General features: G+C 59.5%; 14 protein-coding genes, 1 tRNA gene and 1 rRNA gene. 12 read left to right on the top strand and 4 right to left on the bottom strand.

Translation table 11 applies throughout. The annotated features are described in order from the left end of the window. Both WMO46_RS01630 and WMO46_RS01625 read right to left on the bottom strand, forming a co-directional pair. Positions 1–76 (bottom strand): 16S ribosomal RNA (locus WMO46_RS01630); the annotation flags it as partial. A gap of 457 nt (positions 77–533) precedes the next feature. After that, positions 534–2,600, bottom strand: coding sequence for a S8 family serine peptidase (locus tag WMO46_RS01625; protein ID WP_278963208.1), 2,067 nt, complete (start codon positions 2,598–2,600; stop codon positions 534–536). A 219-nt stretch (positions 2,601–2,819) separates the two neighbouring features. Between WMO46_RS01625 and WMO46_RS01620 the strand changes: the two genes are divergently transcribed. From WMO46_RS01620 to WMO46_RS01575, 10 genes are all read left to right on the top strand, one after another. Beyond that, on the top strand, positions 2,820–3,434 hold the full coding sequence (locus tag WMO46_RS01620) for a lipoprotein signal peptidase (protein ID WP_278963210.1): 615 nt from the start codon (positions 2,820–2,822) through the stop codon (positions 3,432–3,434). A gap of 69 nt (positions 3,435–3,503) precedes the next feature. Continuing rightward, a tRNA-Leu gene (locus WMO46_RS01615) sits at positions 3,504–3,585 on the top strand. Between the two features lie 61 nt (positions 3,586–3,646). Further along, on the top strand, positions 3,647–4,429 hold the full coding sequence (locus WMO46_RS01610; protein WP_302588005.1) for an SDR family NAD(P)-dependent oxidoreductase: 783 nt from the start codon (positions 3,647–3,649) through the stop codon (positions 4,427–4,429). Positions 4,430–4,546: 117 nt separating this feature from the next. Then, the gene (locus WMO46_RS01605) at positions 4,547–5,134 is read left to right on the top strand and encodes an RNA polymerase sigma-70 factor (protein WP_195498105.1); all 588 of its coding nucleotides are present in this window, start codon (positions 4,547–4,549) and stop codon (positions 5,132–5,134) included. Positions 5,135–5,203: 69 nt separating this feature from the next. Then, entirely contained in the window at positions 5,204–6,148 is a 945-nt protein-coding gene (locus tag WMO46_RS01600) for a FecR family protein (RefSeq protein WP_302588008.1), read from the top strand. Between the two features lie 161 nt (positions 6,149–6,309). Further along, entirely contained in the window at positions 6,310–9,876 is a 3,567-nt protein-coding gene (locus tag WMO46_RS01595) for a SusC/RagA family TonB-linked outer membrane protein (protein WP_349093638.1), read from the top strand. 16 nt (positions 9,877–9,892) lie between these two features. Next, positions 9,893–11,368 (top strand): SusD/RagB family nutrient-binding outer membrane lipoprotein, encoded by a 1,476-nt coding sequence (locus WMO46_RS01590; RefSeq protein WP_278817632.1) that lies wholly within the window; start codon positions 9,893–9,895, stop codon positions 11,366–11,368. A gap of 19 nt (positions 11,369–11,387) precedes the next feature. Then, complete coding sequence (locus WMO46_RS01585) at positions 11,388–13,523, top strand: DUF5689 domain-containing protein (protein WP_278963286.1); 2,136 nt, start codon at positions 11,388–11,390, stop codon at positions 13,521–13,523. Between the two features lie 24 nt (positions 13,524–13,547). Next, entirely contained in the window at positions 13,548–15,512 is a 1,965-nt protein-coding gene (locus WMO46_RS01580; RefSeq protein WP_278963287.1) for a calcineurin-like phosphoesterase family protein, read from the top strand. 13 nt (positions 15,513–15,525) lie between these two features. After that, positions 15,526–18,780, top strand: a complete 3,255-nt coding sequence (locus tag WMO46_RS01575; protein WP_302588013.1) for a BACON domain-containing protein — start codon at positions 15,526–15,528, stop codon at positions 18,778–18,780. 72 nt (positions 18,781–18,852) lie between these two features. Here WMO46_RS01575 and WMO46_RS01570 read toward each other — a convergent pair whose 3' ends face one another. Both WMO46_RS01570 and WMO46_RS01565 read right to left on the bottom strand, forming a co-directional pair. Further along, positions 18,853–20,286, bottom strand: a complete 1,434-nt coding sequence (locus WMO46_RS01570) for an Ig-like domain-containing protein (protein WP_278963289.1) — start codon at positions 20,284–20,286, stop codon at positions 18,853–18,855. Positions 20,287–20,479: 193 nt separating this feature from the next. Beyond that, entirely contained in the window at positions 20,480–21,529 is a 1,050-nt protein-coding gene (locus WMO46_RS01565) for a LacI family DNA-binding transcriptional regulator (RefSeq protein WP_129650763.1), read from the bottom strand. Between the two features lie 247 nt (positions 21,530–21,776). On the opposite strand from WMO46_RS01565, the gene WMO46_RS01560 reads away from it, so the two are divergent. Next, positions 21,777–23,417, top strand: coding sequence for a sodium:solute symporter family protein (locus WMO46_RS01560; RefSeq protein WP_129650764.1), 1,641 nt, complete (start codon positions 21,777–21,779; stop codon positions 23,415–23,417). A 7-nt stretch (positions 23,418–23,424) separates the two neighbouring features. Beyond that, positions 23,425–25,728, top strand: a complete 2,304-nt coding sequence (locus WMO46_RS01555) for an FAD-dependent oxidoreductase (protein WP_349093637.1) — start codon at positions 23,425–23,427, stop codon at positions 25,726–25,728. Positions 25,729–25,735 lie beyond the last annotated feature (7 nt).

Below are 25,735 nucleotides of genomic sequence, written 5' to 3'. Positions count from 1 at the left end.
CCCGCTGCCCCTCGACTTGCATGTGTTAGGCCTGCCGCTAGCGTTCATCCTGAGCCAGGATCAAACTCTCCATTGTATGAAAATTAATGTATTGTTAGAGTCCTGACTATTCGTTTATCCTTAAAAGGAAATCGACAGATAAATACTACAATTTTTCTCTCAAAATAAAATCAGTAATTCAAAGAACCTTTTGGAAAAAGTCTCGCATTTTGTAGTGCGAAAGGACTGCAAAGATAAGTCATCTTTTTTAATCCTGCAAATCTTTTTTCAAGAACTTTTGCATCTTTTGAAATTTCCTGATTCTACGCGGCTTTCAGCTCCTTTATTGTAAACTTTCAACCTTTGTAAGAACCGTTATTTCTCAAACGCGGATGCAAAGGTAGCGACTTTTTTCGAACCTGCAAATAAATCCGCATATTTTTTTGAAAAATCGTTCATTTTATCCGAAAATGCCCTCTATACCTATATATTAATAAACAAAAACGGCAGGCCCCGAAAGACCCGCCGCAAGTATGCCGCACGTGCGCCCCTTCTCAGAGCCAACCGCCGTTCCCAGCCAAGTTGGGCCGCGAAACGATGGCGAACTCCCGCTCGATCGTCGTATCGCCGGCTTTGGCGGTGATCGTAAGCAGCGAAGTTCCCGTCTTGGAGCACTCGAACGTGATCTTCGTTCCGTTGAAAACGGCCGACGAGGAGTCGATCCCCAGGTTGGAGGGCGATGCGAATTTCGCCGACTCCAGCGCCACGACACTCTTGCCGCCGCCGAAATAGCGGGCAAAATCGACCGTAGCAGCCTCGCCCGTCTTCACATAAATGGCCGGCGTGCCTTTGATCGCAAGCAGCAGCTTCAGAGCGTCGATACAGCCGCCGCCCATCTTGTTTTTATAAACGGAAAGATCGGAAACAATCACACCGTCCCCCCTTTTTGAACCCGTAAAATAGTCGTCGATACCGTAAACGGAACTCAGCAGCAGCGCTTTGAACTCGGAAGGCGTATATTTCTTACCGTTCTGGGCCGCATAGGCAAGCCCCAGCGCCGCCACGCCCGAGACATGCGGGCAAGCCATCGAGGTGCCCTGCATAAAGCCGTATCCATACCAATAATCGTCGTCTTTGCGGCCATCCTGATAATCCATCGTATCGTCGCAAAGAATGGTGCTCATCACCATCCCGTTCGTATAATATTTCTTGTCGATAACGCTTTGGGCTGTATAGGCATCCCCTCCGGGAGCCGTGATATCGACCCACGAACCGTAATCGGTATAGTAAGCGGGCCGGAAGCCCCAATCCATCGAACCGACGGCAATGACCGGACCGTAAGCCGCCGGATAGACCGCAGCGTCCCCGTAAACATCGCCGTCGTTGCCGGCCGCAAAGATCACCAGTCCGCCCTGCAACGGGGAATCCGGATTCTTGGCCGCCGCGCCCCGGATAAACGTGTCGATCGCATCGCGCATCGACCCGAAGCCCTGATTCCACTCCTTTTCGAATTGCTCCGGAGGTATCGGATTGCCGTCGCTGTCTTCCAGCAGATACCCCCAGCTGTTCTGGGCGATAACCGCACCGTTGGTCCAGGCATATTCGAACGCCTTGACGTTCTTGTTGGAGGTTTTGGCCCCCTCGCTGTTCCCCATAATCTGACAGGACATGATCTTCACGCCGCCCTGATTGCTCCGGCCGCCGGCAATGCCGCAGACGCCGCGTCCGTTGTTGTTCACGGCGGCGATCACACCGGCCACATGCGTCCCGTGATCGGCATAGCTCTCCGTGCCGTCCTCCTCCTTGGCGGGCGTCTTCCAGTCGAGCACCGAGGAGTTGTCCCAGAAATTGAAGCCGTGTTCCTGCGAATTTTTCGGATTGCTCCAGATGTTGGCCTTCAAGTCGGGGTGGTCGGTCTGCACGGGCTCGTCGATCACCGCCACGATAATATCCTCACTGCCGGTGCAGAGCTGCCAGGCATCGAGCAGATTGATGTCGGCACCCGCCTTCGGCTGATCGAAATGCCGATTCGGGCCCGGATTGTCGTAATGCCACTGATACTCCAGCAAAGGATCGTTCATCGCCGCTGCGGCACGTGTTCCGCCCATTTTGCAGAGATTGTCCCCGGAAGCCGGAATGGCCGGGCCGACGCTCATCGGGCGAATGTATCTCGGATTGATCTGGTACTCCACGACAGCGACGCCGGACAGCGCGGCAAAACGGCTGCCGATTTGTCCGAGATCGACGCTTTCGTCGAACGAAACGCTGTACCAACGGTTCATGCCGGTTTCGTCGTAAATCTCCTCCCAATCGGGATTGTAGGCGACGATGCGCTCGAAACGCCCGGCGCCGATCTCATTCAGCAACTCGTCGATCGTGCCGACGCCCGATCGCGTCACGGCTCCGCTGCGGGTGGCGGGCAGCTGCGCCTGCGCAACCGCGACAGCCTGCGCCATTTCGGGCGTGAGCTTTATGGAGATCTCCCCTTTCAGGGCCAGTTCGGAGGTAGGGGTCCCGACGATCCGGGGAGGGTTCGGGCCGGAGCCGCCGGAGAGTTCCGCCGGTTCTTTCGTACATGCAAACGCCGCAAACAGACATCCGATGAGTAGCAATCTCTTCATGATCCATCAAAATATTTAGATTTCAAAGGTATAATTTTTCTGCCAAAAACGAGTCCCACGGATGATAAAATCGAGCCGGAGCCGTTAAAAATAAGATTTTTTACTACTTTTGTCCACGACAAACCCCGGCTCCGGAAGGCGGTTCCCGGCAAAACCCGGTCAGCGTTCGGTCACGGAGGCGGCATAAACGATCCATACGGCGCGGAATACCACGTAATTATGAATTTCAAGAAAATATCGCTGTTCATCCTGTTGCTGCTCGTCGCAGACCAGGCTCTCAAAATCTGGGTCAAGACCCACATGCACCTCGACGAATCGATCATGGTCGTGCCCGACTGGTTCCAGCTGCGGTTCATCGAAAACAACGGCGCGGCCTTCGGCATGCACATCGCCTCGCGCGGCGGCTTCGACTGGGGCAAGCTGCTGCTGGGCATCTTCCGGATCGTGATGGTCGGATTCATCGGCTGGCTGATGTACCACCTCGCCTGCAAGCGCAAGGATACGCCCAAGGGGGTGATCGCGGGTCTCGCGCTGATCTTCGCCGGAGCCATGGGCAACATCCTCGACAGCGCCTTCTACGGAGTGATCTTCTCCGAATCGACGCCCTACACCGTGGCGCAGTTCGGGGGCCATTACGCCGGATTCATGATGGGCAAGGTGGTTGACATGTTCTATTTTCCGCTGTTCCAGTGGAATGGCGTGCCGCGCCTGCTGCGCTTCCTGGTAGACAGCAACAACTACTTTTTCGGCGCCATCTTCAATCTGGCCGACGCCTACATCTCCGTAGCCGTAATCTATCTGCTTCTGTTTCAGTACAAATTTTTCAGCAAGTAGATTTTTTTCGAAAAAAGAGTTGTCGATTCAGAAAAAAGTATTACTTTTGCACACCGCAATTCCAGAAATGCCCAGGTGGCGGAATAGGTAGACGCGCACGTTTCAGGTGCGTGTGCCGCAAGGCGTGCAGGTTCGATTCCTGTCCTGGGCACTGGTTAATCCTCGTGATCGGTTGATTACGGGGATTTTTTTCTTTTTCAGACATGGAACGCATGTGGGCATTGATTACCGGAGCCAGTTCCGGCATCGGATACTGCTACGCCGAAGAACTGGCTTCGCGCGGCTATCCGCTGGTCATCGTCAGCAACGAAGAAGCGGCGCTGTGCAAAGCCGCCGACAGACTGGCCCGGCAATACGACGTGGAAATATGTCCGATTCCGATGGATCTGGCAACGGCAGATGCCGCCGACAGGCTTTATGAGGCATGCCGTGAACGGAACATCCGGATCGACGTGCTGGTCAACAACGCCGGCATGTATCGTTTCGGCGAAACGCTCGACATCGACAACGGCTTCACGACGAAGATGCTCGCCCTGCACGTCCTCACTCCGACGCGTCTTTGCCTCCTTTTCGGGCAGGATATGCGCCGGCAGCGGCACGGATATATCCTGAACATGTCCTCCGTAACGGCATGGCTGGCCTATCCGGGAATCAATGTCTACGGGGCGACGAAACGCTATCTGAAAAATTTCTCGCGGGGCCTGCACACGGAACTGCGCGACTACGGTGTGTACGTGACGGCGGTCTGTCCGGGTGCGGTGGATACCGACCTCTACAATCTGAACGAAAAACTGCGGCGGCGCCTGGTGCGGTCGGGCATTATGCTGCCGCCCGGGAAACTCGCCCGCAAGGCGGTGCGTGCGTTGTTCCGCGGCAAAGCCGTGCTGGTTCCCGGTCTGCTGAACCGCCTGGCATTGCCGCTCATCGGGCTGATCCCGCACGGCCTGATCCGCCGTGCGGCACGCCGGTCGGGCATCCTGCCGCTGCAATCGTAACATCCGGATTCATCGTTCGGTAAAGGTTCCGTAACAGAGGGTTTTTATCTTCGCACTTTGCAAAATGATTTTTTTCATGCGGATAAAAATTATATCTTTGGATAATCATACCTCTCCATGAACCGCCCGAACGGACATATCTCCCGCGAATCTTTCGACGCCTTGTACGCCGATTACAAGCCGCGTTTCGTCCGGATCGCACAGTCGTACGTCCGCAACGGCATGGTCGCCGAGGACATCGTGACCGACAGTTTCCTCTACCTCTGGGAGCACCGCGCGGAGCTGACGATCACCGCGAGCCTCCCCGCCTACGTGCTGGGCGCCGTGAAACACGGCTGTCTGGAATGGCTGCGCAACGAGAAGAACCGGCTGAATATCCGGCAGCAAATCCACACCACGGCCTATCACAGCATTCAGGCCCGCATCACGGCGTTGGAAGCCTGCGACCCCGGCCAGCTCTTCGCCTCGGAGGTCGCCGCGATCGTGCAGGAGGAGATCGCCCGCATGCCCGAGCCGATGCGGAGCATATTCGTCGCCAGCCGCTTCGACGGCAAGACCTATCAGGAGATCGCCGACACGACGGGCATCAGCGTCCGCAACGTGAAAGCCGCCATCCAGCGGGCGCTGGGCATCATGCGCGAAGCGCTGAAAGACTATCTTCCGGCCTGGCTGATTTCGCTGCTGCTCAGCGAGATGCGTTTTTAATAAAATTTATTTAGCCCGATCCGCCCTTTTTCCGTGTCCATCCGCCGCGCCCACGCACCTTATGGATGTATGGAAAAAGAATTGTTGTACAAATACATCGACGGCCGGACCTCGGAAGCGGAGGAACAGGCCGTCGTGGATTGGCTGCGGGCCGATCCCGAACACCAGCAGGAGCTGAACGCCCTGTGGTTCGTCCACAATACCACCCTCGTCAACGCACCCCGTCCCGCCGGCCGGCCGATGCCCGCCGCACGTCCGCAATGGCTCCGCCTGCCAGCCGTGCGCCGCTGCATGCAGGCCGCTGCCGCCCTGCTGCTGCTCGCGGGAACGTGGTACGCCTCCCGGAGCGTCGTCATCGAGAAGACGGCCAATCAGTATCTCTCGATTGCCGCCCCCGCGGGACAGCGCGTGGACATCACGTTGCAGGACGGCACGACCGTCTGCCTGAACGCCGGGGCACGGCTGGAATACCCGCTGCGGTTCGGCAAGACCCGGCGGGTGAAGCTCTCCGGCGAAGCGATGTTCGACGTGGACCACGACGCGGCGCGCCCGTTCGTCGTGGAGACCTTCGCCTGCAACGTCGAGGTGCTGGGAACGAAATTCAACGTCGCGGCCGACGAAGCTGCCCGCGAATTCTCCACGGCCCTGCTGCGGGGCCGGCTCCGCGTAACGAACAAGCTCACCCGGGACGACGAAATCGTGATGAACACGAACGATTTCGTCAGCCTCAGCGGCGACCGCCTCGCCCTGCGGAGCATCGAAAACACCGACGACTACCTCTGGCCGGAGGGCATATTCAACCTGGCGGGGCATAACTTCGGAGAGATCATCGCGCGGCTCGAAAGCCTCTACGGCGTGACGATCGCCATCGAAAAGACGGCGAGTCCCGAGCTGAACATCATCCGCGGCAAGATTCCCGTCGCCATGGGGCTGGACTACGCCCTGCGGGCGCTCCAAAAGATCACTCCGTTCGAATACGAATCGGCGGACAACGGCACGATCACCATCCGGTGAACCGAAACGATCCCGAACAAAACCTTAAAACAAGATAGCCCATGAACGACAGCTGACCCACGGTATGCCGCATAAAAAAGCCCGCAGGCGTTGCAACCACCCGCAGGCACCGCGGCCAATAGAATTCGAACCAATCCTAACAACCACTAACTGACAAATTTATGAATAAAAATTTTATTCAGCAAATTAAATGCCTGTTTATAATTTTATTCATAAGCTGCTTCTGTCTTTCCACCTGGGGGGGGGAACTGCACGCCCAGAACCCCAAGCTGACGCTGAAGTTCCGCGATGCCGGCATGGAGCAGATTATGAATGAGATCGAGAAACAGATCAATTACTATTTCATCGTAGACAAAGGGGTCGATATCAAACGCACCCTCACGATCGATGTCACCGACAAACCGCTGACCGCGGTGCTGGACCAGCTGGTCGCCGGGACGGACACCCGTTACAGGGTCTATCAGCAGAACATCTACCTTTCGGTCGTCAAGCGCGACGCCTCCAAACCGGTGCGGATCAGCGGCAAGGTGATCGACGCGCGGGGCGAACCCGTCGTCGGGGCCTCGGTGGTCGTCCGGGGCACGACGCTCGGCACCAGCACGGGCATCGACGGCGCCTTCTCGCTGCAAATCCCCGCGCCCGCCGAGACGGACGAACTGCTCGTCAACTTCATCGGCTACGAACCGGCCTCCGTCAAGATCGGTTCGCGGACGACCTTCGACATCACGCTCCGCGAATCCGCCGAGCAGATCGACGAGGTTGTCGTCACGGCCCTCGGCCTCACCCGCAAGGAAAAGTCGCTGGGCTACGCCGTCACCAAGCTCGGCAGCGACGCCCTGAACAACACCGTTTCGAGCAACTGGCTCAACGGCATGGCGGGCAAGGTCGCCGGACTGAATTTCGACCAGGCGGGACAGGGTCCCGGCGGTTCGATCCGCGTGACGCTGCGCGGCGAGTCGTCGCTCACGCACGACAACAACACGGCGCTGTTCGTCATCGACGGCGTGCCCATTTCGAGCGACATGGAGTCGTCGAACTCGGGTTCGCAAGCCTTCAACACCACGGCCCCGATCGACTACGGCAACGGCGCCAGCGACCTCAACCCCGAGGACATCGAGTCGGTCTCGGTGCTCAAAGGCCCCGCGGCGACGGCCCTCTACGGCTCGCGCGCGGCCAACGGCGCCATCGTCATCACCACCAAGTCGGGACGCCAGACCCCGGGACTGGGCATCTCGTTCAACTCGTCGGTGACCTTCGAAAAGGCCGGCTTCTGGCCCGACTTCCAGAGCGAATACGGCGCCGGCAACGGCAACAGCTCGAACCTCGACCAGCAGCGCAACTACAACTACTGGAGCGTTCCGGCGGCCAATGCCGAGGACGGCATTGCCAGCACCGGGCGCATCTATTCGCGCGTGGCCTTCGGCGCCAAATTCGACGGACAGCAGTTCTACCAGTACGAGTCGCGCAACTGGGACACCGACATGTACCGGCGCCTGCCGTGGGTCTACCGCGACTGGTACAAAGGCTTCTTCGACACGGGCGTGACCTGGAACAACAGCATCGCCTTCTCCTACAACAACGGCAAAGGCACCTCGGCGCGCTTCTCGGTGAAGGATTCGCGCAACGACTGGATCGTCCCCAACACGGGCTACGACAGCCAGAATTTCAACATGTCGATCACCAGCCAGCTCAACAAGTGGCTGCGCATGACGGGCAAGGTGACCTACTACCGCAAGAATTCGGACAACATGCCCATGTCGGGTTACAGCGCCGCATCGCCGCTCTACACCCTGATCTGGAACCCCAACGTGGTGGATGTCTCGTCCTACTACCGCGAATACGCCTACGGCCGCATCGACCGGATGTACGAGGAGGGCACGCCCCAGCTGCTCATCAACTCGACCTATGCGGACAACGTCTACATGCAGGTCTACGAGCAGCTCAACACCCTCGACCGCGACCGCGTGTTCGGCAACATGGCCCTGAACATCAACCTTGCGAAGGGGCTGACGCTCGACCTGCGGACCGGCATGGACTTCAACAACGAGTTCCGCACGCAGCGCAAGCCGTGGTATTCGAACGGCTACCCCTACGGCTACTACAAGGAGCAGACGGTCACGTCGCTCGAAGTCAACAGCGATTTCCTGCTCTCCTACACGCGCAAAATGGGCGACTTCGACATGCGGGCCTCGTTCGGCGGCAACAACATGCTCTGGAAACGCCGCAACATCTACTCCCAGACGGCCGACGGACTGCTGGAAAAGAACGTCTACAAGATGGCCAACTCGATCAGCTCGCCCGTCTACCGCTCCTACCGCTACACCAAGTCGATCAACTCGTTCTACGGCTTCCTGTCGCTGGGGTGGCGCGACATGGTCTACCTCGACATCACGGGCCGCAACGACTGGTCATCGACGCTCGCCCCGGGCAACAACTCCTATTTCTACCCCTCGGTCTCGGCCAGCGTGCTGCTCGACCAGGTGTTCAATTTCAAAGAACACGCTCCGTGGGTCGATCTGCTGAAAGTCCGCGGCTCGTGGGCCAACGTGGGTAACGACACCTCGCCCAACAAACTGGTGTCGGTCTACTCCAACGGCGGTTTCCCCAGCTCGTACTACCTGAGCAGCGAGATCCAGAACTACTACCTCAAACCCGAGAACGTCGAGAGCTGGGAGGTGGGCCTCGAAGGCAAGCTCTTCAAGAGCCGCCTCAATTTCGACGTGGCCTATTACCACAGCGAAACCACCGACCAGATCATCACCGTGCCGATCGACCAGGCCGTCGGCGCCACGTCGGTCGTCGTCAACGCCGGCTGCGTGCGCAACCGCGGCGTCGAGATCTCGGCGCGCTTCCAGCCCGTCAAGACCAAGGAGTTCGAATGGACGATCAGCGCCAACTGGTCCAAAAACTGGAACAAGCTGGTCGAGCTGGCCGACGGCGTGGCGATGTGGAACCTCAACCCCAACATCACCGTCGGCGGCAACATCTACATCCGCGCCTACCCCGGCACCGAGCTGGGACGCCTCTACGGCCGCGGCTACGAACGGGCTCCCGAAGGGGCGTTCTACGTCGATGCCGACGGCTCCTACGTCGATTGCTCGAACCAGATCGTCGTGGACGCCGAGACCGGCAGCGCCCGGCTCACCTCGACCGAAGACGAACTGCTCGACCTGGGGAGCATCTACCCCGACTGGACGGCCGGCATGAGCCACTCGCTGTCGTACAAGGGGTTCCGGCTGGGGCTGTCGTTCAGCGCCCAGTGGGGCGGCAAGACCTATTCGATGACCCACTTCGCGCTGGCCTATCAGGGCAAGCTGAAGAACTCGCTCAAAGGGCGTTACGCCGGCATGATCGTCCCGGGCGTGAACCTCAACGAGAACGGCACCTACTCGAAGAACACCACCATCACGACCGACATCGTCGATCACTACACCAACTACGTCTACGCCCGCGAGAACGCCGAAGAGAACGTCTTCGACACCTCGTTCCTCAAGCTCAAGGAGCTGCGTCTGGAATATTCGCTGCCGCGGCACCTCTGCTCCAAAACGCGGGTTTTCCAGGGCATCACCGTCGGCGTCTACGCCACCAACCTCTTCTGCTGGACGAACTTCCCGCTCTACGACCCCGAGGCGGGCTACGCCGTGGGATCGTCCATTTCGCGCGGTATCGAAGCCGGTGCCTACCCGATGACCCGGACCTACGGCATAAACCTGAAACTGGACTTCTAAAAACCGACTCCGCACTATGAAAAACATACTACGATACACGCTGGCGATCTGCACGGCGGGCCTTCTCCCGGTCGCCTGCACCTCGAATTTCGACGAGTACAACACCAACCAGAACCAGATGGAGATGGGCGACGTACACCCGCTGAACCTGCTGGAGCACATTCTCTTCACGGGAGCCGACGGCATGGTCTACCGCACGTGGCTGCTCAACAACGAGCTGATCCAGTACACCGTGCAGATGTACACCGAGAACGTCCACCGCTACATGATCCGCGACAGCTACAACAGCGGCACGTGGAACCACCTCGCCCGCTGGGCGGCCAACTCCGACCACATGATCGAACAGGCCGTGAAGAACGGGGATGCCAACTCGGAGGCCATCGCCCTGACGATGCGGGCGCTGTTCGTCTCGAACTGGACGGACATCTACGGCGACATCCCCTTCAGCGAGGCTTTCCAGGGGCGCAACAACGTCCTCAAACCCAAGTTCGACACCCAGAAGGAGGTCTACACGCAGCTTTTCGCCGACCTCGAACGCGCCAACTCGCTCTACGATCCGTCGCGGGCGCTGCGCTACCCGAACAAGGACCTGATGTACAAGGGCGACATCGCCAAATGGCGCAAGTTCACCAACTCGCTCCACATGCGGCTGCTGATGCGGTTGCAGAACCGCGACGCGGAGATGGGCGTGAGCGAGAAGCTCCGCGAGATCGTCTCGAACCCCTCGCGCTACCCGGTCATGGCGTCGAACGCCGACAACGCGGCGCTCTTCTACACCAACGTCGATCCCTTCATCGGGCATTTCGGCACCACGACGCTGCAAAGTTTCACCTCGAACTCGCACCGCATGGCCGAACACCTGGTCAACCTGATGAACAACACCAACGACCCGCGGCTGGGCATCTACGCCGTGCAGCAGAACAACGAATGGACGGGGCTGGTCAGCGGCTACCCCACCACGGAGACCAACGCCACCAACTGCGCCTACTTGAACAAGGACGTGCTGGGCGACTACACCTCGCCCTATACGTTCATGCGCTACGACGAGGTGCTGTTCATCCTCTCCGAGGCGGCGTTCCGCGGCATGATCCCGGGAGGCAGCGCCGCGGCGCAGCAGTATTACGAGCAGGCGGTGCTGGCGTCGATCGACTACTGGGACGAGATCAACCCCTCGCCCACCTACGAGATCACGCAGGCGCAGAAGAACGCCTTCATGCAGATCGTCGCCTTCGACAACACGCTGGAACAGATTCTCAACCAAAAGTACATCGCCCTTTTCTGGGAGGGCTACGAGGCGTGGCACGAGTACCGCCGGACGGGTTATCCCAACTTCAAGATCGGCAAGGGCACGGCCAACGACGGCGTGCTTCCCACGCGCTTCATCTACCCGGTGACCACGGTGGACACCAACCACGAAAACTACCTCAAGGCGATTGCCAACCAGGGTCCCGACAACATGAAGACCCGACTCTGGTGGGCACGCAAGCAGTAATCCCGAAAAACACCGAACAATGAATACCGAACGAATCATATCGCATACGAAATACCGTCTCGCCGGGCTTCTGGCGTCCGTTGCGCTGCTGGCCGCGGGATGCACCGCGGACGAGGACACCGACGCCCCGTACCTCTACTTCGGCGAGGAGATCGAATCGCTCTCCTACACGGTCAATGGAGGTTCGCTGACCGTCGAGATGTATTCGAACATGGGCCCGTGGGTCATCGAACCCGCCTACACGGGCGACGAGGAGTGGATCGACATCTGGCCCGACGAAGGCGACGACAGCGGCCGCTTCACGGTCACCGTCGCGGCCAACGACGGAGCCTACACACGTTACAGCACGGTCAACGTCGTCATCGGCGGCCGGGTCGTCAAGTCCTTCGAGGTCATGCAGTCGGGCGTCGATCCGTCGATCGCCCTCGACATGGGCTCCGACCATATCATGACCGCCTCGAAAGGCGGCACGATCACCGTTCCGCTGAAAACCAACGTCGGCTGGAAACCCGTGGCGCTGGAGAGCGCCGCCGGATGGATCTCCTTCGGCGAATCGGCCGATGCCGCCCAGGAGCTGATCGTCGCTCCGAACACGGGCGGCGAACGCACGGGCGTCGTGCGCTTCCAGGCCATCGGCACCAACATGGAGAAGCTCTACGCCGACCTGACGATCGTGCAGTTCGACACGGCGCAGGACCCCAACAACGGCGAGAAGCTGACCGTCGCCGAGGCCGTGGCCCGCTACGCCGACGCAGGCAAGATCACCGACAACGTATGGGTCGAGGGCTATGTGACGAGCGACCGCGAGAAACGCAACTTCGACCTCAACGTCATGACGCTTCAGGACGACAGCCGCCGCGGCCTGCTCTTCGAGTTCGCCTCGACGAACGACAACACGTTCCGCATGAACGAGCGTCTGAAAGTTCATCTGCTGGGCCAGCAGCTGGTCACCGACGCAACGACCCGTTCATTGAAGGTGGCGGCCTTCACCTCGAATTCGGTCTTCGAACGCGACGAGGCGGGAACGGGCATCGCCCCCGTCGAACTGGAGAGCATCGCCGAGCTTCCGAACTACGAGAACACGCTCGTGACGCTCAAAAAGGTCGAGTTCGTCCAGCCCGCCGGCACCTACTGCAACATCGACGAACGCTACACGCAATCGACGCCCTCCTACGCGACGATCGCCTACAACGCCACGGCGATGCCCTTCTGCGACGGCAACGACTTCTACGGCCACCTGCTGCGCGACGAGGAGGGCAACACCTGCAAGCTCTACACGACGACGTGGTTCCTCGACCGTTTCGCCGCGCTCGTTCCCGAGGGCTCGGGACCGCTGACGGGCATCGTCACCAAGTATTACAAGCAATCGACGGGCGAGGTCTACATCATCCGCCTGCGCCGGCACGAAGACAACCGGGTGTCGTCCGACGCTTCGACGCGCATGTCGAAGACGCTGATCCAGTTCGGGCCCTTCGACGACACGAACACCTACGACAAACTGACGCCGCGCGTGGGCAGCGGCCAGCTCACGACGACCATGTGGTCGGCCGTGCAGGCCGGCGCCGGCGGCATCTCGATGGACTGGGGCTGGAGCTACGCCCGCATGGCCCCGGCCACGGTGACGGTCAAGAGCGACGGTTCGCAGAGCATCTCCCCGGCGCTGTCGAACAGCTACACGAACTTCAACGTCCTCGCCTGCGTCTCGTGCCAGTATTTCTGGGACTGCACCGCCTCGACGATGAACCGCACCGACGCCCCCGAGGGCTACAAGGGCGAGTGCTGGGTCTTCCACGTGAACGACTTCACGCCCAACGCGTCGAAAGACCTCTACCTCACCTTCGCCCTGGCCAGCTCGCAGACCGGCCCGATGTATTTCGACATCGAGTGGGGCGAGGAGGAGAACGGCCCGCTGTCGGCGTACACCAAGATCGGCGAAATCATCTCACCCGACTGGTACTCGTGCCACCAGTTGCAGCAGTTCATCCTCAAACTCCCCGACGAGATGAAGAGCAAGCAGAAGTTCACGATCCGCTTCCGCGTCACCCGCAACTGGAACGCCGGCAACGGCATGGTGAACGGCAGTTCGACGGAGAGCACGACCGTCGCCAAGGGCGGCGCCCCGCGCATCAGCTTCTGGCAGATCGCCGAGATATAAGAACCTCAAAAAACGCAATGAACCATGAACAACCGTAAATTCAGATACCGGATCGCAACGCTCCTCTCCGTGCTGGCGCTCCTGACCGCCGGATGCAGCGACGACACGACGGAGAACACCGCCCAAAGGGACCGGCTCGTCACCGATCTGCTGGTCCCCGGATCGACCTTCTACACCTCGACCACCAAGGAGCTGACCATTCAGGGCAAGGGCTTCGCCGAAGGGGATGCGCTCGCGCTGGCCGACGTTGCCACGGGAACGGAGATTCCGCTCACGCTCAAAGCGATCGACCACGCCTACGTCACCTTCGCCGTACCGCAGGAGATCCCGACGGGCTCCTACCGCCTCGTCGTGCACCGCGGGCGGGAGAGCCAGGTGCTGGGCATCCTCAAATTCCGCCGCAGCCTCGACATCGAAATCCCCGACAAGGAGGGCATGAACGTCAAGGGCGTGGTCTTCTGCGGCTCGCTGCCCGTCGCGGGCGTGGTCGTCTCCGACGGCGAGGTCGTCACCACGACCGACGACGCGGGCTGCTACTACCTCGCCTCGAAGAAGCACCACGGCTACGTCTTCATGAGCGTGCCTTCGGGCTACGAACCCCAGTCGGAAAACTCCGTGCCCCTGATCTGGGGTCCGGTGACCCCCGGCGAGGAGGCGTGCGAACAGGTCGATTTCGAGCTGGTCGAGGCCCCGGGACAAGATGATTTCGACCTGCTGGTGCTGGCCGACATCCACCTGGCCAACCGTTTGGGCGACATCGCCCAGTACAAGGAGCTGATGCTTCCCGAGGTGAAGAACTACATCGCCGCTTCGCCGAGAAAGGTCTACATCATGAACGTCGGCGACATGACCTTCGACCTCTACTGGAATTCGAACAAGTACAACCTGGGCGACTACACCAACACGCTCAAGGACTCGGCCATCCCGGCCCTGATCTACCACGTCCCGGGCAACCACGACAACGACGAATACGCCAACGACGACTACACGGCCGAACAGCCCTACAAGGACAATCTCGGGCCGACCTACTATTCGTTCAACATCGGCAAGGCGCACTTCATCATGCTCGACAACACGGTCTACCTCAACGCCGGGGCCGACGCCTCGACCCGGACTCCGGGCGACCACTCCTACAACTCCGCCTTCACGGAGATGGAGCTCGCGTGGCTGAAAGCCGACCTGGCGACCGTCAAGGACAAGAACGCCCCGCTGGTGATCGGCACCCACTGCCAGGTGTTCTACTACAACTCGTCGCTCGACATCACCCCGTCGATGGCCTACGGACACTCGACGGTGCTCGACCAGCTGCTCGCCGACTTCACGGACGTGCACATCATCTCGGGACACACCCACAACAACACGACGATGAAGATCCGCAACGGCCTGATGGAGCACAACACGGGCGGTTCGTGCGCGACGTGGTGGTGGACGGGCTATTACAGCAACGGCCACATCTGCAAGGACGGCGCGCCGGGCGGCATGGGGGTCTACGAGTTCCGGGACACCGACCTCGAATGGTACTACAAGGGCTACGGCGAACCGCGCGATTTCCAGCTGCGGACCTACGACATGAACAACGTCAAGACCTTCTTCGCCAACAACTCGGTCATCCGCAACATGATCCGCTACTACCCCGACCGCAACGACTACGCCAACGTGGGCAACAACGTGGTCTACATCAACGTCTGGGGCTGGGACCCCGAATGGAAGGTCTCGGTGAAGGAGAACGGCGTGGAACTCAACCCCACGCGCGTCTACATGAAAGACCCGCTGCACACCTACGCCTACGACGCCACGCGCGTCTACAAAAACTCGAACAACACCTACACCGAGGTGCTGACTTCGAGCAACAATTATCACCTCTTCGCAGCGAACGCTTCGAGCGCCACCTCGACGCTCACGATCGAGGTGACCGACCGTTTCGGCAACAAGTACACCGAGACGATGTCGCGTCCCAAGGAGTTCGCCGCACAGATCGAGAACCTGTAAAAGCGAGTAAACGATGAAAAAACTGCAAACATACCTGTCGGGCATCGCCGCCGTGCTGCTGGCGGCACTCGGCGCCTGCACCGACGACGACAAGACGCTCAACGATGTCTATCTGGAAACCGACGCCTCCTATTACAGCGCCAACGCGCGCGGTCTGACCTACAACGGCGAGGAGGTGGTCATCCGCATCAAGTCGAACACCTACTGGATGGTCACCTACGACAAGGGAACCGGGCTCGAAGAGCCCTGGTTCACCCTTGCTCGGGAAGGCGGCAACGGCAGCGCGGACCTCACGGTGACGGTGCAGCGCAACGACGGCAACGCCCGCTCGGCCGAACTGAAACTCGTCACCAACCGCAACGTCACGACGACCGTGACGCTCTCGCAGGCCGGCATCGGCGAACGGGTCTACTTCTACGGCGACGACTTCGGCGACGGGGGCGCAGGCTCTTCCGTCACGGAGTTCGGGGGCTGGAACCTGCGCGGCATGGGCATCGACGAGACCTACTACGACGGTCAGAACGCCACCCTCGACGCCGGATCGCCCTCGGCGACCTACGACGGGGCGTCGGGCGGCAACAACGTCCTCTTCGGCGAAGGCGGCTGGCTCACGCTGGGCGGCATCGCCACCAAGGGCGACTACAACTTCATCTTCTCGTTCGGCGTAAGCAACGACACGAAAGCGCCTTCCGCCGGCGATCTCAAACTCTGCATCAGCCAGGACCGCGTACAATGGACCCCCGTGGAATACACGCTGCCCGCCTCGGCGGAGGCCGGCAAATGGAGCACGGTGCGCATCCCGTTCTTCATCAAGGAGGGGTGCCTGGCGGTCTTCTTCCGCTTCGAAAGCGCCTCGGCAGGCTACCGCATCGACGATCCCGCGCTCGAAGAGGGCGACGGAACGGGCGAGACGATCACGTTCCTCGAAGATGTCGTCAACTACATCAAGACGGTGCTCTGGGAGGACGACTTCTCGTGGGCCAATAACGCCGCCTATGTGAAGAGCGACGCCTGGACGGGCTCCGACGGCACGCGCATCGACAAATGGAGCAACTATCCCTCCTCGACCAACGGCTGGACGATCGAATCGGGCCGTGCGACCTCCTATCCGCGTTCGGCGGGTTCGGCCAGCGGCACCGGATGCCTCAAGAGCGGCTGGGCCAACGGCGGCGCGGGGCTCTTCTCGCCCAAACTCGAAGCCATCGGCAGCGAAGCCAAGGACATCACCGTCGAACTGACGCTGGCCGGCTGGACGCTGAACAACAAACCCGACAACGACCAACTGTGCATCCGCGTCGTCGGAGGCGGCACCATCGGCAACGCATCGAACACCGAACAGGTCTTCAGCATCGGCAGCTGGAACGAATGGACCGTCCACGAATTCGAGATTTTCGGGGCCACCGCCGCAACGCAGATCTACATCGGTTCGACGATCGAGGCCAACAACCGCTGGTTCATCGACCGCTTCCGGCTGATCCACGTCACCGAGAAGCCCGGCGACTTCGAACCCGAGCTCACGACCGACCCCGAATCGCTCGAATTCATCACCGCAGGCGAAGACAAGCCGGTGAAAGTGACGGCCAACGCCGCATGGAGCGTCCGCAGCGAAGCCGGCTGGCTATCGTTCGCGCCCGAAGGCGGCGATGCGGGGACCTCGACGGTGACGATCACCGCCGAACGCAACCAGACCGGAGCCGAACGCCCCGCGACGGTCGAATTCCTCATCGACGGCGAGGTGATCGCAACGCTCGGCGTGACGCAGAGCGGCGAGGAGATCCAATACGCCCCGTCGCCCGTCGGCCTCACGCTGATCGACGCATCGGCCACGGTGCTGACCTTCGGGTGGGACGAACCCGCCGAAGCGACGCACAAATACCGGACGGCGCTGTTTACCGACAAGGAGGGCGAACCCGTCCAGCAGTCGCCGGAATTCACGCTGGATGCGAAATTCCCGACCCCGATCTTCACTTTCGGCGGCCTCGAACCCTCGACGACCTACCAGCTGGCCGTGCAGACGATCAGCACGACCGACGGTGTGGAGGATTCGCCCTACGTCTTCCTCGAAAGCCGCACGACCGCCACGCAGACCGCCACGCCGGGCGCACTGGTTTCGATGCGTTTCGACCGGCTGAAATGGTGCGGCGACCATATGTTCAAGGCTTACGGCCTGCGCCCGGCGAGCGTCGGCGGCACGGTCGCTCCCGATGCCGCAGCGAACACCCTGACCAATGCCAACACGGGCGGTTCGTCCGATGTCTTCAACACCCACAGCGATGCCTTCCGGGCCGACCGCGGGGTGAGCGGCTGGTACGGACTTCGCGCCTACGAATATCCGGGCTACATCAAACTGGGGAGTGCTAAACAAGCAGGGTTCCTCGTGACGCCGAAGCTGAGCGGACTGAGCGAAGCCGCTGCCGTGCGCATCTCGTTCCGCCTCGGCAACTGGAACGAACCCAATGCCGACGGCTCCGTCTTCACGATCGACAAGGCGGTCGTCCGGGTCGGCATCGTCCCGGAGGAAGTCACCGACGCCGACCTGAAAAGCTATGCGAACGCCTATACGCTGACGCAGAATCTCGTTTTCACGGCCGACGAAGTTCCCGTATCGGCGACTCCGCAGACATGGACCGAAGTATCGCTCGAAGTGCCTGACGTGAAACCGACCGACCGCCTGATCATCTACGCCACGGTTGACGGCACGGAAAAAGAGGGCAAGGCCCGCTACGAGGTGGACGACATCGAGGTCGTCCCGAGCAGCGTGAAACCCGTCACGGTCGTCTTCGAGGATACGTTCTCGTGGGTCAACACTTCGGTAGACTGGGCCAACAAACTGGAAGCCTACAAGGACAACTGGGCCGTATTCGATGGCCGCGTCTATGCCAAGTACTTCTGCCTCCAATTCGGCACGGGCTCCTACGAGGCAGGCATCACGACGCATGCTTTGACGGAGCTGGGCGCAACGCCGACCGACATCACCATCGAGGCTCAACTCACGGGCAACGCCGCCAACAAGCAAAGCGCCTATTTCAAAATCACGGGTGCCGGTTCCTTCTCAGCGACAGAAAGCGTAACGGAAGCCACCGTCCAGCTCGACGGGTTCATACCCAACGCCAGTTCGGGAGCGACCGGCGAAGGATTCGACGGCTGGGAGACCAAGACATTGACGGTCTACGGCGCCGATCAGACCACACAGATCCGCCTGGCCTGCGTGAAGGTCGGCAGCGTGACTCAGCAGTTCTGGCTCAACAGCTTCCGCATAACCAAATAGCGGACGCATATTTACAAAAGGGGAGGGTAGGTTTTCAACCTACCCTCCCCTTTTTGAAGTTACATTTTAAGGTCAATCCTCCAGAGAGGTCGTTTCAAGAGGCGTATCGCGGATGCAACGGATGCTGTACGCATTGGTACGCTGGTAAGGATTCACGATCACCTGTCCGCTCATGAAAAGCAAACGGTTCGCATTATTGTAGTTATCGCCCTTTTTCGCAGCGGAGGAATTCGTCCAATAAACACCTCGTGAATTTCCATTTTCCGTATTTGCCGACGATGACGAGTAAAGCATATCGCCGGATGAAGGCAAGTGCAAATCGGATTCTGCGAATACGGTGTTCGGATCGCTGATCGAATATTTCTTATTATAACTCAACGTCGTATTCAGAATCGCTCCGGCCATGGACAAGAATTCGTTGACAGTCGGCACCCGATAACCCTCCGGACAGGGATTGTTAATGTTCGTTTCATCGGTCAAAGGCGCATGCCATTCATAGTCGGTGTATTTTCCGCCCCAAAGACCCGTTTCCTGCGTCGAAGACTGCGAAGCCCAGTCATTGGGTTCTGCATTCGTCGGAATAAATTTATCGTGCCCGGCATTCGCCCGATCGGGGACACGTTCATTAATCGAAGCAATGCCATTCACCAATGCCCCCGCAGCAGCATCAGACCATGAGGTTTTTTCATGTCCGTCAGCCTTGCGCGACCATTGAAACAGCGAACCGTAAGCCTCGTAATCACCTTTCGATTCGGCGACCTTTCTGGCTCCCAGATTGCGGTCAAGCCAGGTCTGCGTCGCTTTCGTACCGTCGGAAAGCGTCACTTCGATATTCACAGGGTAATAGATCAGCTTATAATACTCGTCCGCACCGTCATAATTACGGTCCTTGACTCCGGATACCGTCACCTTGCATTCGGCCTTCTGCTTGCTGCCGTCATTGGCCTTGGCCGTAATGGTGGCGCGGCCGTGTCCGACAGGCGTAATGACACCCTCCTGCGATACGCGGGCCACTCCTTCATCGGACGAAAGCCACTCCAACGTAGGGATCGACGGATTCTCGGGTGTGACGGCCGCAGTCAAAGCAATCGGATCGTCGGTCACGAAGAAATCGTGAAAGGTCGAACTGAGCGTGATCGAAGTGATCGGCACATCGGCGATGAACGGCGTAACCGTCACCTCCACCTCCGCCGTGCGGCGCATGTCGCTGGTCTGAATGCCGATGGTGGTCACACCTTCGGCCTTGGCCGTGATGAGACCTTCGGAGCTGACCGTCGCAACTTCAGGATTGGTGTTGTACCAAGTGATTTTCTTGTTGCCGCAGTCTTCGGGAGTGAAGATAATCTGCAAACTGTACGTTTTGGTTTCGGGGAGACTGAGCGTCGGAACGTCGAAACTTACGCTCTCCACATGCACGAAATGCGGGGGCGTATCCTCTTTCTCCATGCAGGATGAGAGCGACAAGACCGCCGTCAATGCCGTGAATAGACAGAAAAATCTTTTCATATCGGTTGGTTTAGGTTAATATTCCGAATCGGAAGGCCCTGAAAGAGCCTTGCAGAAACAAATATATTCGGAATAAACCTTTTTCGGGGACCGACGGCGGCAATAAATCAGCGGGAACGGTTTCGGGAACGGTTTAATCTTTCGGAATCGTTCCCGAAAAAGGAGCGTCCGAAGGAGGAAGGAAAGGACGGAACTACTCGGCATCGAGCATTTTGGGGTCGCTCGAACCACGAACGTTGAGCAGTCCTTCGAGCACGACGGTTCGGTTTTCCGAAGCAGGGTTCTGAATCTTCTCCAGCAAAAGCCGTGCTGCGGTCTCCCCCATCCGGTCCAGCGGCTGCGCCACGGAACTCAGCATAGGTTCGGTGACCAGCGCCGACTGCGATTCGGTGAAACCCATCACCGAAACCTGCTGCGGGACATGGAATCCTTTGCGTTTGAGCGCTTTCATAGCACCGATGGCCAGTTGGTCGTTGAACCCGAACAGGGCGTCGGGGACCGTTCCCTGCACGATGCAGCGGTTCATCATCCGGAAGCCCTCTTCACGGGTAATGGATTCGCAGCGAATGACCAGCGACGAATCGACCGGGAGGCCGTGTTTGCGTAAGGCGTCGGCATAGCCCCGGTAACGCAACCCCGAGAGGTCGATCTCCGAAGGGCCCTGGAAATGCATGATGCGCGGCATCGGCTGGCCCATCTCGCGACGGACGTTTATCAGATGCTCCACAGCGAAAAACGCCCATTTATAGTCGTCGATGACAACGCGGCTGGCCGCAACGTCCGTGGCGGCACGGTTGAAAAAGACCAGCGGAATGCCGCTGCCGATCAATTCCTTATAATAATCGGTATTGCGTCCTTTCTCTGTAACCGAGATCAGGATGCCTTCGACCATGCTCTCTTCCAGCAGTTGCAGGTTGCGCCGTTCGGCCTCGGCGGATTCGTTGCACTGGGTGATGAGCACATGAAAGCCTTCGCGTTCGAAAACCGTCTGGATCTGGATGATGATCCGGGCAAAAAACGAATTGATGAACTCCGGAACTACGACACCGATAATCTTCGTGCGCCGCTTGATCAGGTTCTGGGCGAACGGATTGGGGCGGTAGTGCATTTTCTCCGCCATCTCCATCACCGCCTTCTTGGTCTCGGGTTTGACATCGAAACGGTCGGCAAGCGCACGCGACACGGTCGATTTGGAGATTCCGAGCGCCCGTGCGATGTCTTTTATCGTGGTGTTTTGTGCCATGAATACGAAAAAATTTGAAGCAAGATACGCAGTTTATGTCAAAAATCAAATTCCATGCCTGGGAATTTCCGCATTTCCCCGGAGCGCAAAAACGAACCGGAACGCCTATGGGAGCGGTTGCATAAAATGGGAGCGTTCCCGAAAACGTTCCCGACGATTTTATGAACTCCGCCTGGGGCGGAAACGGTCCGAATGGAATATATTTGTTCTGGGCTAATCCGAAAACGACCTAAATGAGAACCGATTCATGGGCACTTTAGATTACGTAACCATTCTGCTGTTTGCCGCGGGCGTGATGCTCGCCGGCGTCTCCTTTTCCTCTACGGGTAAGAATATGAAGAGTTTCTTCGCGGGGGGGGGTAACGTTCCCTGGTGGATCAGCGGCCTTTCGCTGTTCATGGGCTTCTTCTCGGCCGGCACGTTCGTCGTCTGGGGCTCGATCGCCTATTCCCACGGATGGGTGTCGGTGACCATCCAGCTCACGATGGCCGCCGCGGGCCTCGCCGTCGGATTCTTCATCGCCCCGCGCTGGAACCGCACCGGCTGTCTCACGGCCGCCGAATATATCACCCGCCGCTTCGGCGTATCGACGCAGAAGATGTACACCTATCTGTTCCTCTTCATCTCGCTCTTTACGACCGGTGCATTCCTCTACCCCATCGCCAAGATCATCGAAGTCACGGCCGACATTCCGCTCAACACGAGCATCCTGCTGCTGGGGGCTTTCAGCATCCTTTACGTCACGATCGGCGGCCTGCGCGCCGTCGTGGTGACCGACGTGTTGCAGTTTCTCATTCTGTTCGCCGCCGTCATCATCGTCATTCCGCTCTCGCTGATAAAAGTCGGCGGAGCCGAGGCTTTCCTCGCAAAGGTTCCGGAGGGATTTTTCCAGACCGTATCGGGCGACTACACCTGGGTGTTCATCATCGCCTTCATGTTCTACAACCTCTTTTTCCTGGGCGGCAACTGGGCCTACGTACAGCGCTACACCAGCGTCAGCACACCCCGCAACGCCCGCAAGGTGGGATGGCTGTTCGGCATTCTTTATCTCGTCAGCCCCATCCTCTGGATGCTGCCGCCGATGATCTACCGCGTCTACAACCCCGGTCTCGAAGGGCTGGAAGCCGAAAATGCCTACCTGCTGATGTGCAAGGAGGCGATGCCCTCGGGGCTGCTGGGCCTGATGCTCGGCGGCATGATCTTCGCCACGGCCAGCTCGCTCAACGCCACGCTCAATATCTCGGCGGGCGTCTTCACCAATGATATTTTCAAACGCCTCTCCCCCTCCACTTCGGAGAAAGGGCTGATGCGGATCGCACGCTGGTCCACCATCGGTTTCGGCGTGCTGGCCATCGTCGTGGCGCTGCTGATTCCCCTGATGGGCGGTATTGTGAACGTCGTCATCAGCGTAGCGGCCCTCACGGGCGTACCGCTCTACCTGCCGCTTATCTGGTCGCTTTTCTCGCGCAATCTCAACGGGCGGGTCATCCTCACGACGACCGTAGTGAGCCTTGCGATCAACGCGCTGTTCAAGTTCGTCACGCCGCTCATGGGCTTCTCGCTCGACCGCGCCGAAGAGATGCTCGTAGGCGTACTGGTCCCGGCTCTGCTGCTGACAGGCTACGAAATCTACCACCGCATATGCCGTCCCGGCGAACAGATCCCGATGATCGAAAAGGCCCCCGCCGCCGCAACCGCCGAAGAAGAGGGTGCCGACAACAACCGCTTCAGCGTGATGGTCATCGGCATCGGCGCCATCCTCGCCGGAGTGTTCATCGCCGCATTGGGAGCATTGGCCGACGAACACAAGATGATCCCGCTGGGCATGGGACTGCTGCTGCTGGCGATCGGCGTCTCGGCTTATTCATACAGCAAAAAGAAATCCTGATCCAACTATGTTTACCTGCAATTTCGAAAAACAAAGAGCATTCCGACGCATCTCGCTACGAGCCGACTACGTAATCGCCGGAGGGGGCATGACGGGCGTATGCAGCGCCATCACCGCGGCGAGGGCCGGCGTCAAGGTCATCCTGGTCCAGGACCGGCCCGTGCTCGGAGGCAATGCTTCGAGCGAGGTGCGCCTGTGGGTGCTGGGCGCCACCTCCCATATGGGCAACAACAACCGCTGGTCGCGCGAAGGCGGCGTACTGGACGAGATCCTCGTCGAAAACACCTTCCGCAACAAGGAGGGCAACCCCGTGCTGTTCGATATGGTGCTGATGGACAAAGTGCTCGCCGAGCCCAATATCACGCTGCTACTCAACACAGTGGTCTACAAAGTCGAAAAGGACGACGACCGCACGATCGGCCGTCTCACGGCCATCAATCCGCAGAACGGCACGGAATACACGCTCGAAGGGCGTCTGTTCGCCGACTGCACAGGCGACGGCACGCTGGGCTACCTCGCCGGTGCTTCGTTCCGCATGGGCGCCGAGGAGAAAGAGGAATACGGCGAAGGGTTCGCCCCCGACAAGCGGGAATACGGCGAGCTGCTGGGCCACAGCATCCTCTTCTACATGAAGGACACGGGCCGCCCGGTGAAATACACGGCGCCGGACTTAGCCATCAAAGATGCGGAGCGCCACATCCCCAAATTGCAGAATCCCAACTATTTCAACCCCGCCCAGCACGGCTGCAAATACTGGTGGCTGGAATACGGCGGCCGTCTGGACACGGTGACCGACACCGAACGGATCAAATTCGAACTCTGGCGCGTGGTCTACGGCGTCTGGGACTATATCAAAAACTCGGGCAAATTCCCGCAGGCCGAGAACCTCACGCTGGAGTGGGCGGGACTCTTCCCCGGCAAGCGCGAAAGCCGCCGCTTCACGGGGCTCTACACCATCACCCAACAGGACATCATCGAACAGCATACCCACTACGACGCCGTGGCTTACGGCGGCTGGTCCATCGACCTGCACCCGTCGGACGGAGTATTCAGCCCCAGGAACGGCTGCAACCAATGGCACAGCAAAGGCGTCTATCAGATACCCTACCGCTGTTATGTGACCCCCGATCTGGACAACCTCTTCATCGGCGGCCGCATCATGTCGTCGAGCCACGTGGCCAACGGCTCGACCCGCGTCATGTGCACGGCGGCACTCGGCGGACAGGCTATCGGCATGGCCGCAGCGCTCTGTCTCGAAGAGAAATGCAAACCCGCCGATTATGCAGCCCCCGACAAGATCGTACGCCTGCAATCCGAGCTCGTCAAACTGGGACAGTTCATCCCCGGGCTCGACATCTCCGACAGCAAAAATCTGTTGGACAAGGCTTCGCTGCGCGTATCGAGCGAACTCCATCTGAATGAACTGCCGCACGACGGCACCTGGTTCCGGCTCGAATACCCGGCCGCTCAGCTGCTGCCCGTCAGCGGTCGCATGCCCCGTATCGAGATCGTCGCCGAAGCTGACGATGCCACCGAACTCCGCGTCGAACTGCGTAGCTCCCTGCGTCGGGAGAACTACACACCCGACCGCACCGACGCCGTCGAGGTCGTGCGGCTCGTCCAAGGAGAAAACCGCATCGCGCTGGACTTCGGCATCGAATACGACATGCCCCGCTATGTCTTCGTCTGCTTCATGGCCAACGACAAAGTGCGTCTGCCGCAGAGCGGACGTCTCGTGACGGGTCTCACGTCGGTCTTCAATCACATCAATCCCGCCGTCTCGAACTTCGGACGCCAGACGCCGCCCGAAAGCATCGGCGTCGAGGCATTCGAGTTCTGGTGTCCGAAACGCCGTCCCGAAGGGAAGAACTTCGCACTGCGTTTCACCCCGGCCATCGCCGCCTTCGGCGCGGAGCAGTTGCGGAACAGTTATTTCCGTCCCTACCTCGCTCCCAACGGCTGGGCCGCCGACATCGGCGACACCGCCCCCGAACTGGAAATCGCCTGGGAAGAGCCCCGGACTTTCTCGCAGATCCGGCTCTTCTTCGACACCGACGCCGATCACGCGATGGAAAACGTGCAGATGGGACACTACGACTCCGTGATGCCCTGCTGTATCCGCGGCTACATCCTTTCGGACGACACGGGGCGCGAGCTGGCACGCACCGAAAGCAACCACCAGACCGTCAACACGCTGACTTTCCCGGAGCCGGTAACGGCCCGGGGACTCCGACTCCGCCTCATGCGCCCGGAAGGCGATGTCTGCCCGGCGCTGATGGGCATTATCATCGAATCGAAAACAATGAAATAAACCAACC

This window comes from Alistipes intestinihominis (assembly GCF_040095975.1).
Classification (GTDB): domain Bacteria; phylum Bacteroidota; class Bacteroidia; order Bacteroidales; family Rikenellaceae; genus Alistipes; species Alistipes senegalensis.
The sequence above is the reverse complement of the archived record's forward strand: the minus strand, read 5'-3'. Positions and strand labels throughout refer to the sequence as shown.

Coding starts and splice junctions, on each gene's coding strand:
- WMO46_RS01625 (WP_278963208.1), bottom strand. CDS start 2,600: ATGAAGAGATTGCTACTCATCGGATGTCTGTTTGCGGCGTTTGCATGT.
- WMO46_RS01620 (WP_278963210.1), top strand. CDS start 2,820: ATGAATTTCAAGAAAATATCGCTGTTCATCCTGTTGCTGCTCGTCGCA.
- WMO46_RS01610 (WP_302588005.1), top strand. CDS start 3,647: ATGTGGGCATTGATTACCGGAGCCAGTTCCGGCATCGGATACTGCTAC.
- WMO46_RS01605 (WP_195498105.1), top strand. CDS start 4,547: ATGAACCGCCCGAACGGACATATCTCCCGCGAATCTTTCGACGCCTTG.
- WMO46_RS01600 (WP_302588008.1), top strand. CDS start 5,204: ATGGAAAAAGAATTGTTGTACAAATACATCGACGGCCGGACCTCGGAA.
- WMO46_RS01595 (WP_349093638.1), top strand. CDS start 6,310: ATGAATAAAAATTTTATTCAGCAAATTAAATGCCTGTTTATAATTTTA.
- WMO46_RS01590 (WP_278817632.1), top strand. CDS start 9,893: ATGAAAAACATACTACGATACACGCTGGCGATCTGCACGGCGGGCCTT.
- WMO46_RS01585 (WP_278963286.1), top strand. CDS start 11,388: ATGAATACCGAACGAATCATATCGCATACGAAATACCGTCTCGCCGGG.
- WMO46_RS01580 (WP_278963287.1), top strand. CDS start 13,548: ATGAACAACCGTAAATTCAGATACCGGATCGCAACGCTCCTCTCCGTG.
- WMO46_RS01575 (WP_302588013.1), top strand. CDS start 15,526: ATGAAAAAACTGCAAACATACCTGTCGGGCATCGCCGCCGTGCTGCTG.
- WMO46_RS01570 (WP_278963289.1), bottom strand. CDS start 20,286: ATGAAAAGATTTTTCTGTCTATTCACGGCATTGACGGCGGTCTTGTCG.
- WMO46_RS01565 (WP_129650763.1), bottom strand. CDS start 21,529: ATGGCACAAAACACCACGATAAAAGACATCGCACGGGCGCTCGGAATC.
- WMO46_RS01560 (WP_129650764.1), top strand. CDS start 21,777: ATGGGCACTTTAGATTACGTAACCATTCTGCTGTTTGCCGCGGGCGTG.
- WMO46_RS01555 (WP_349093637.1), top strand. CDS start 23,425: ATGTTTACCTGCAATTTCGAAAAACAAAGAGCATTCCGACGCATCTCG.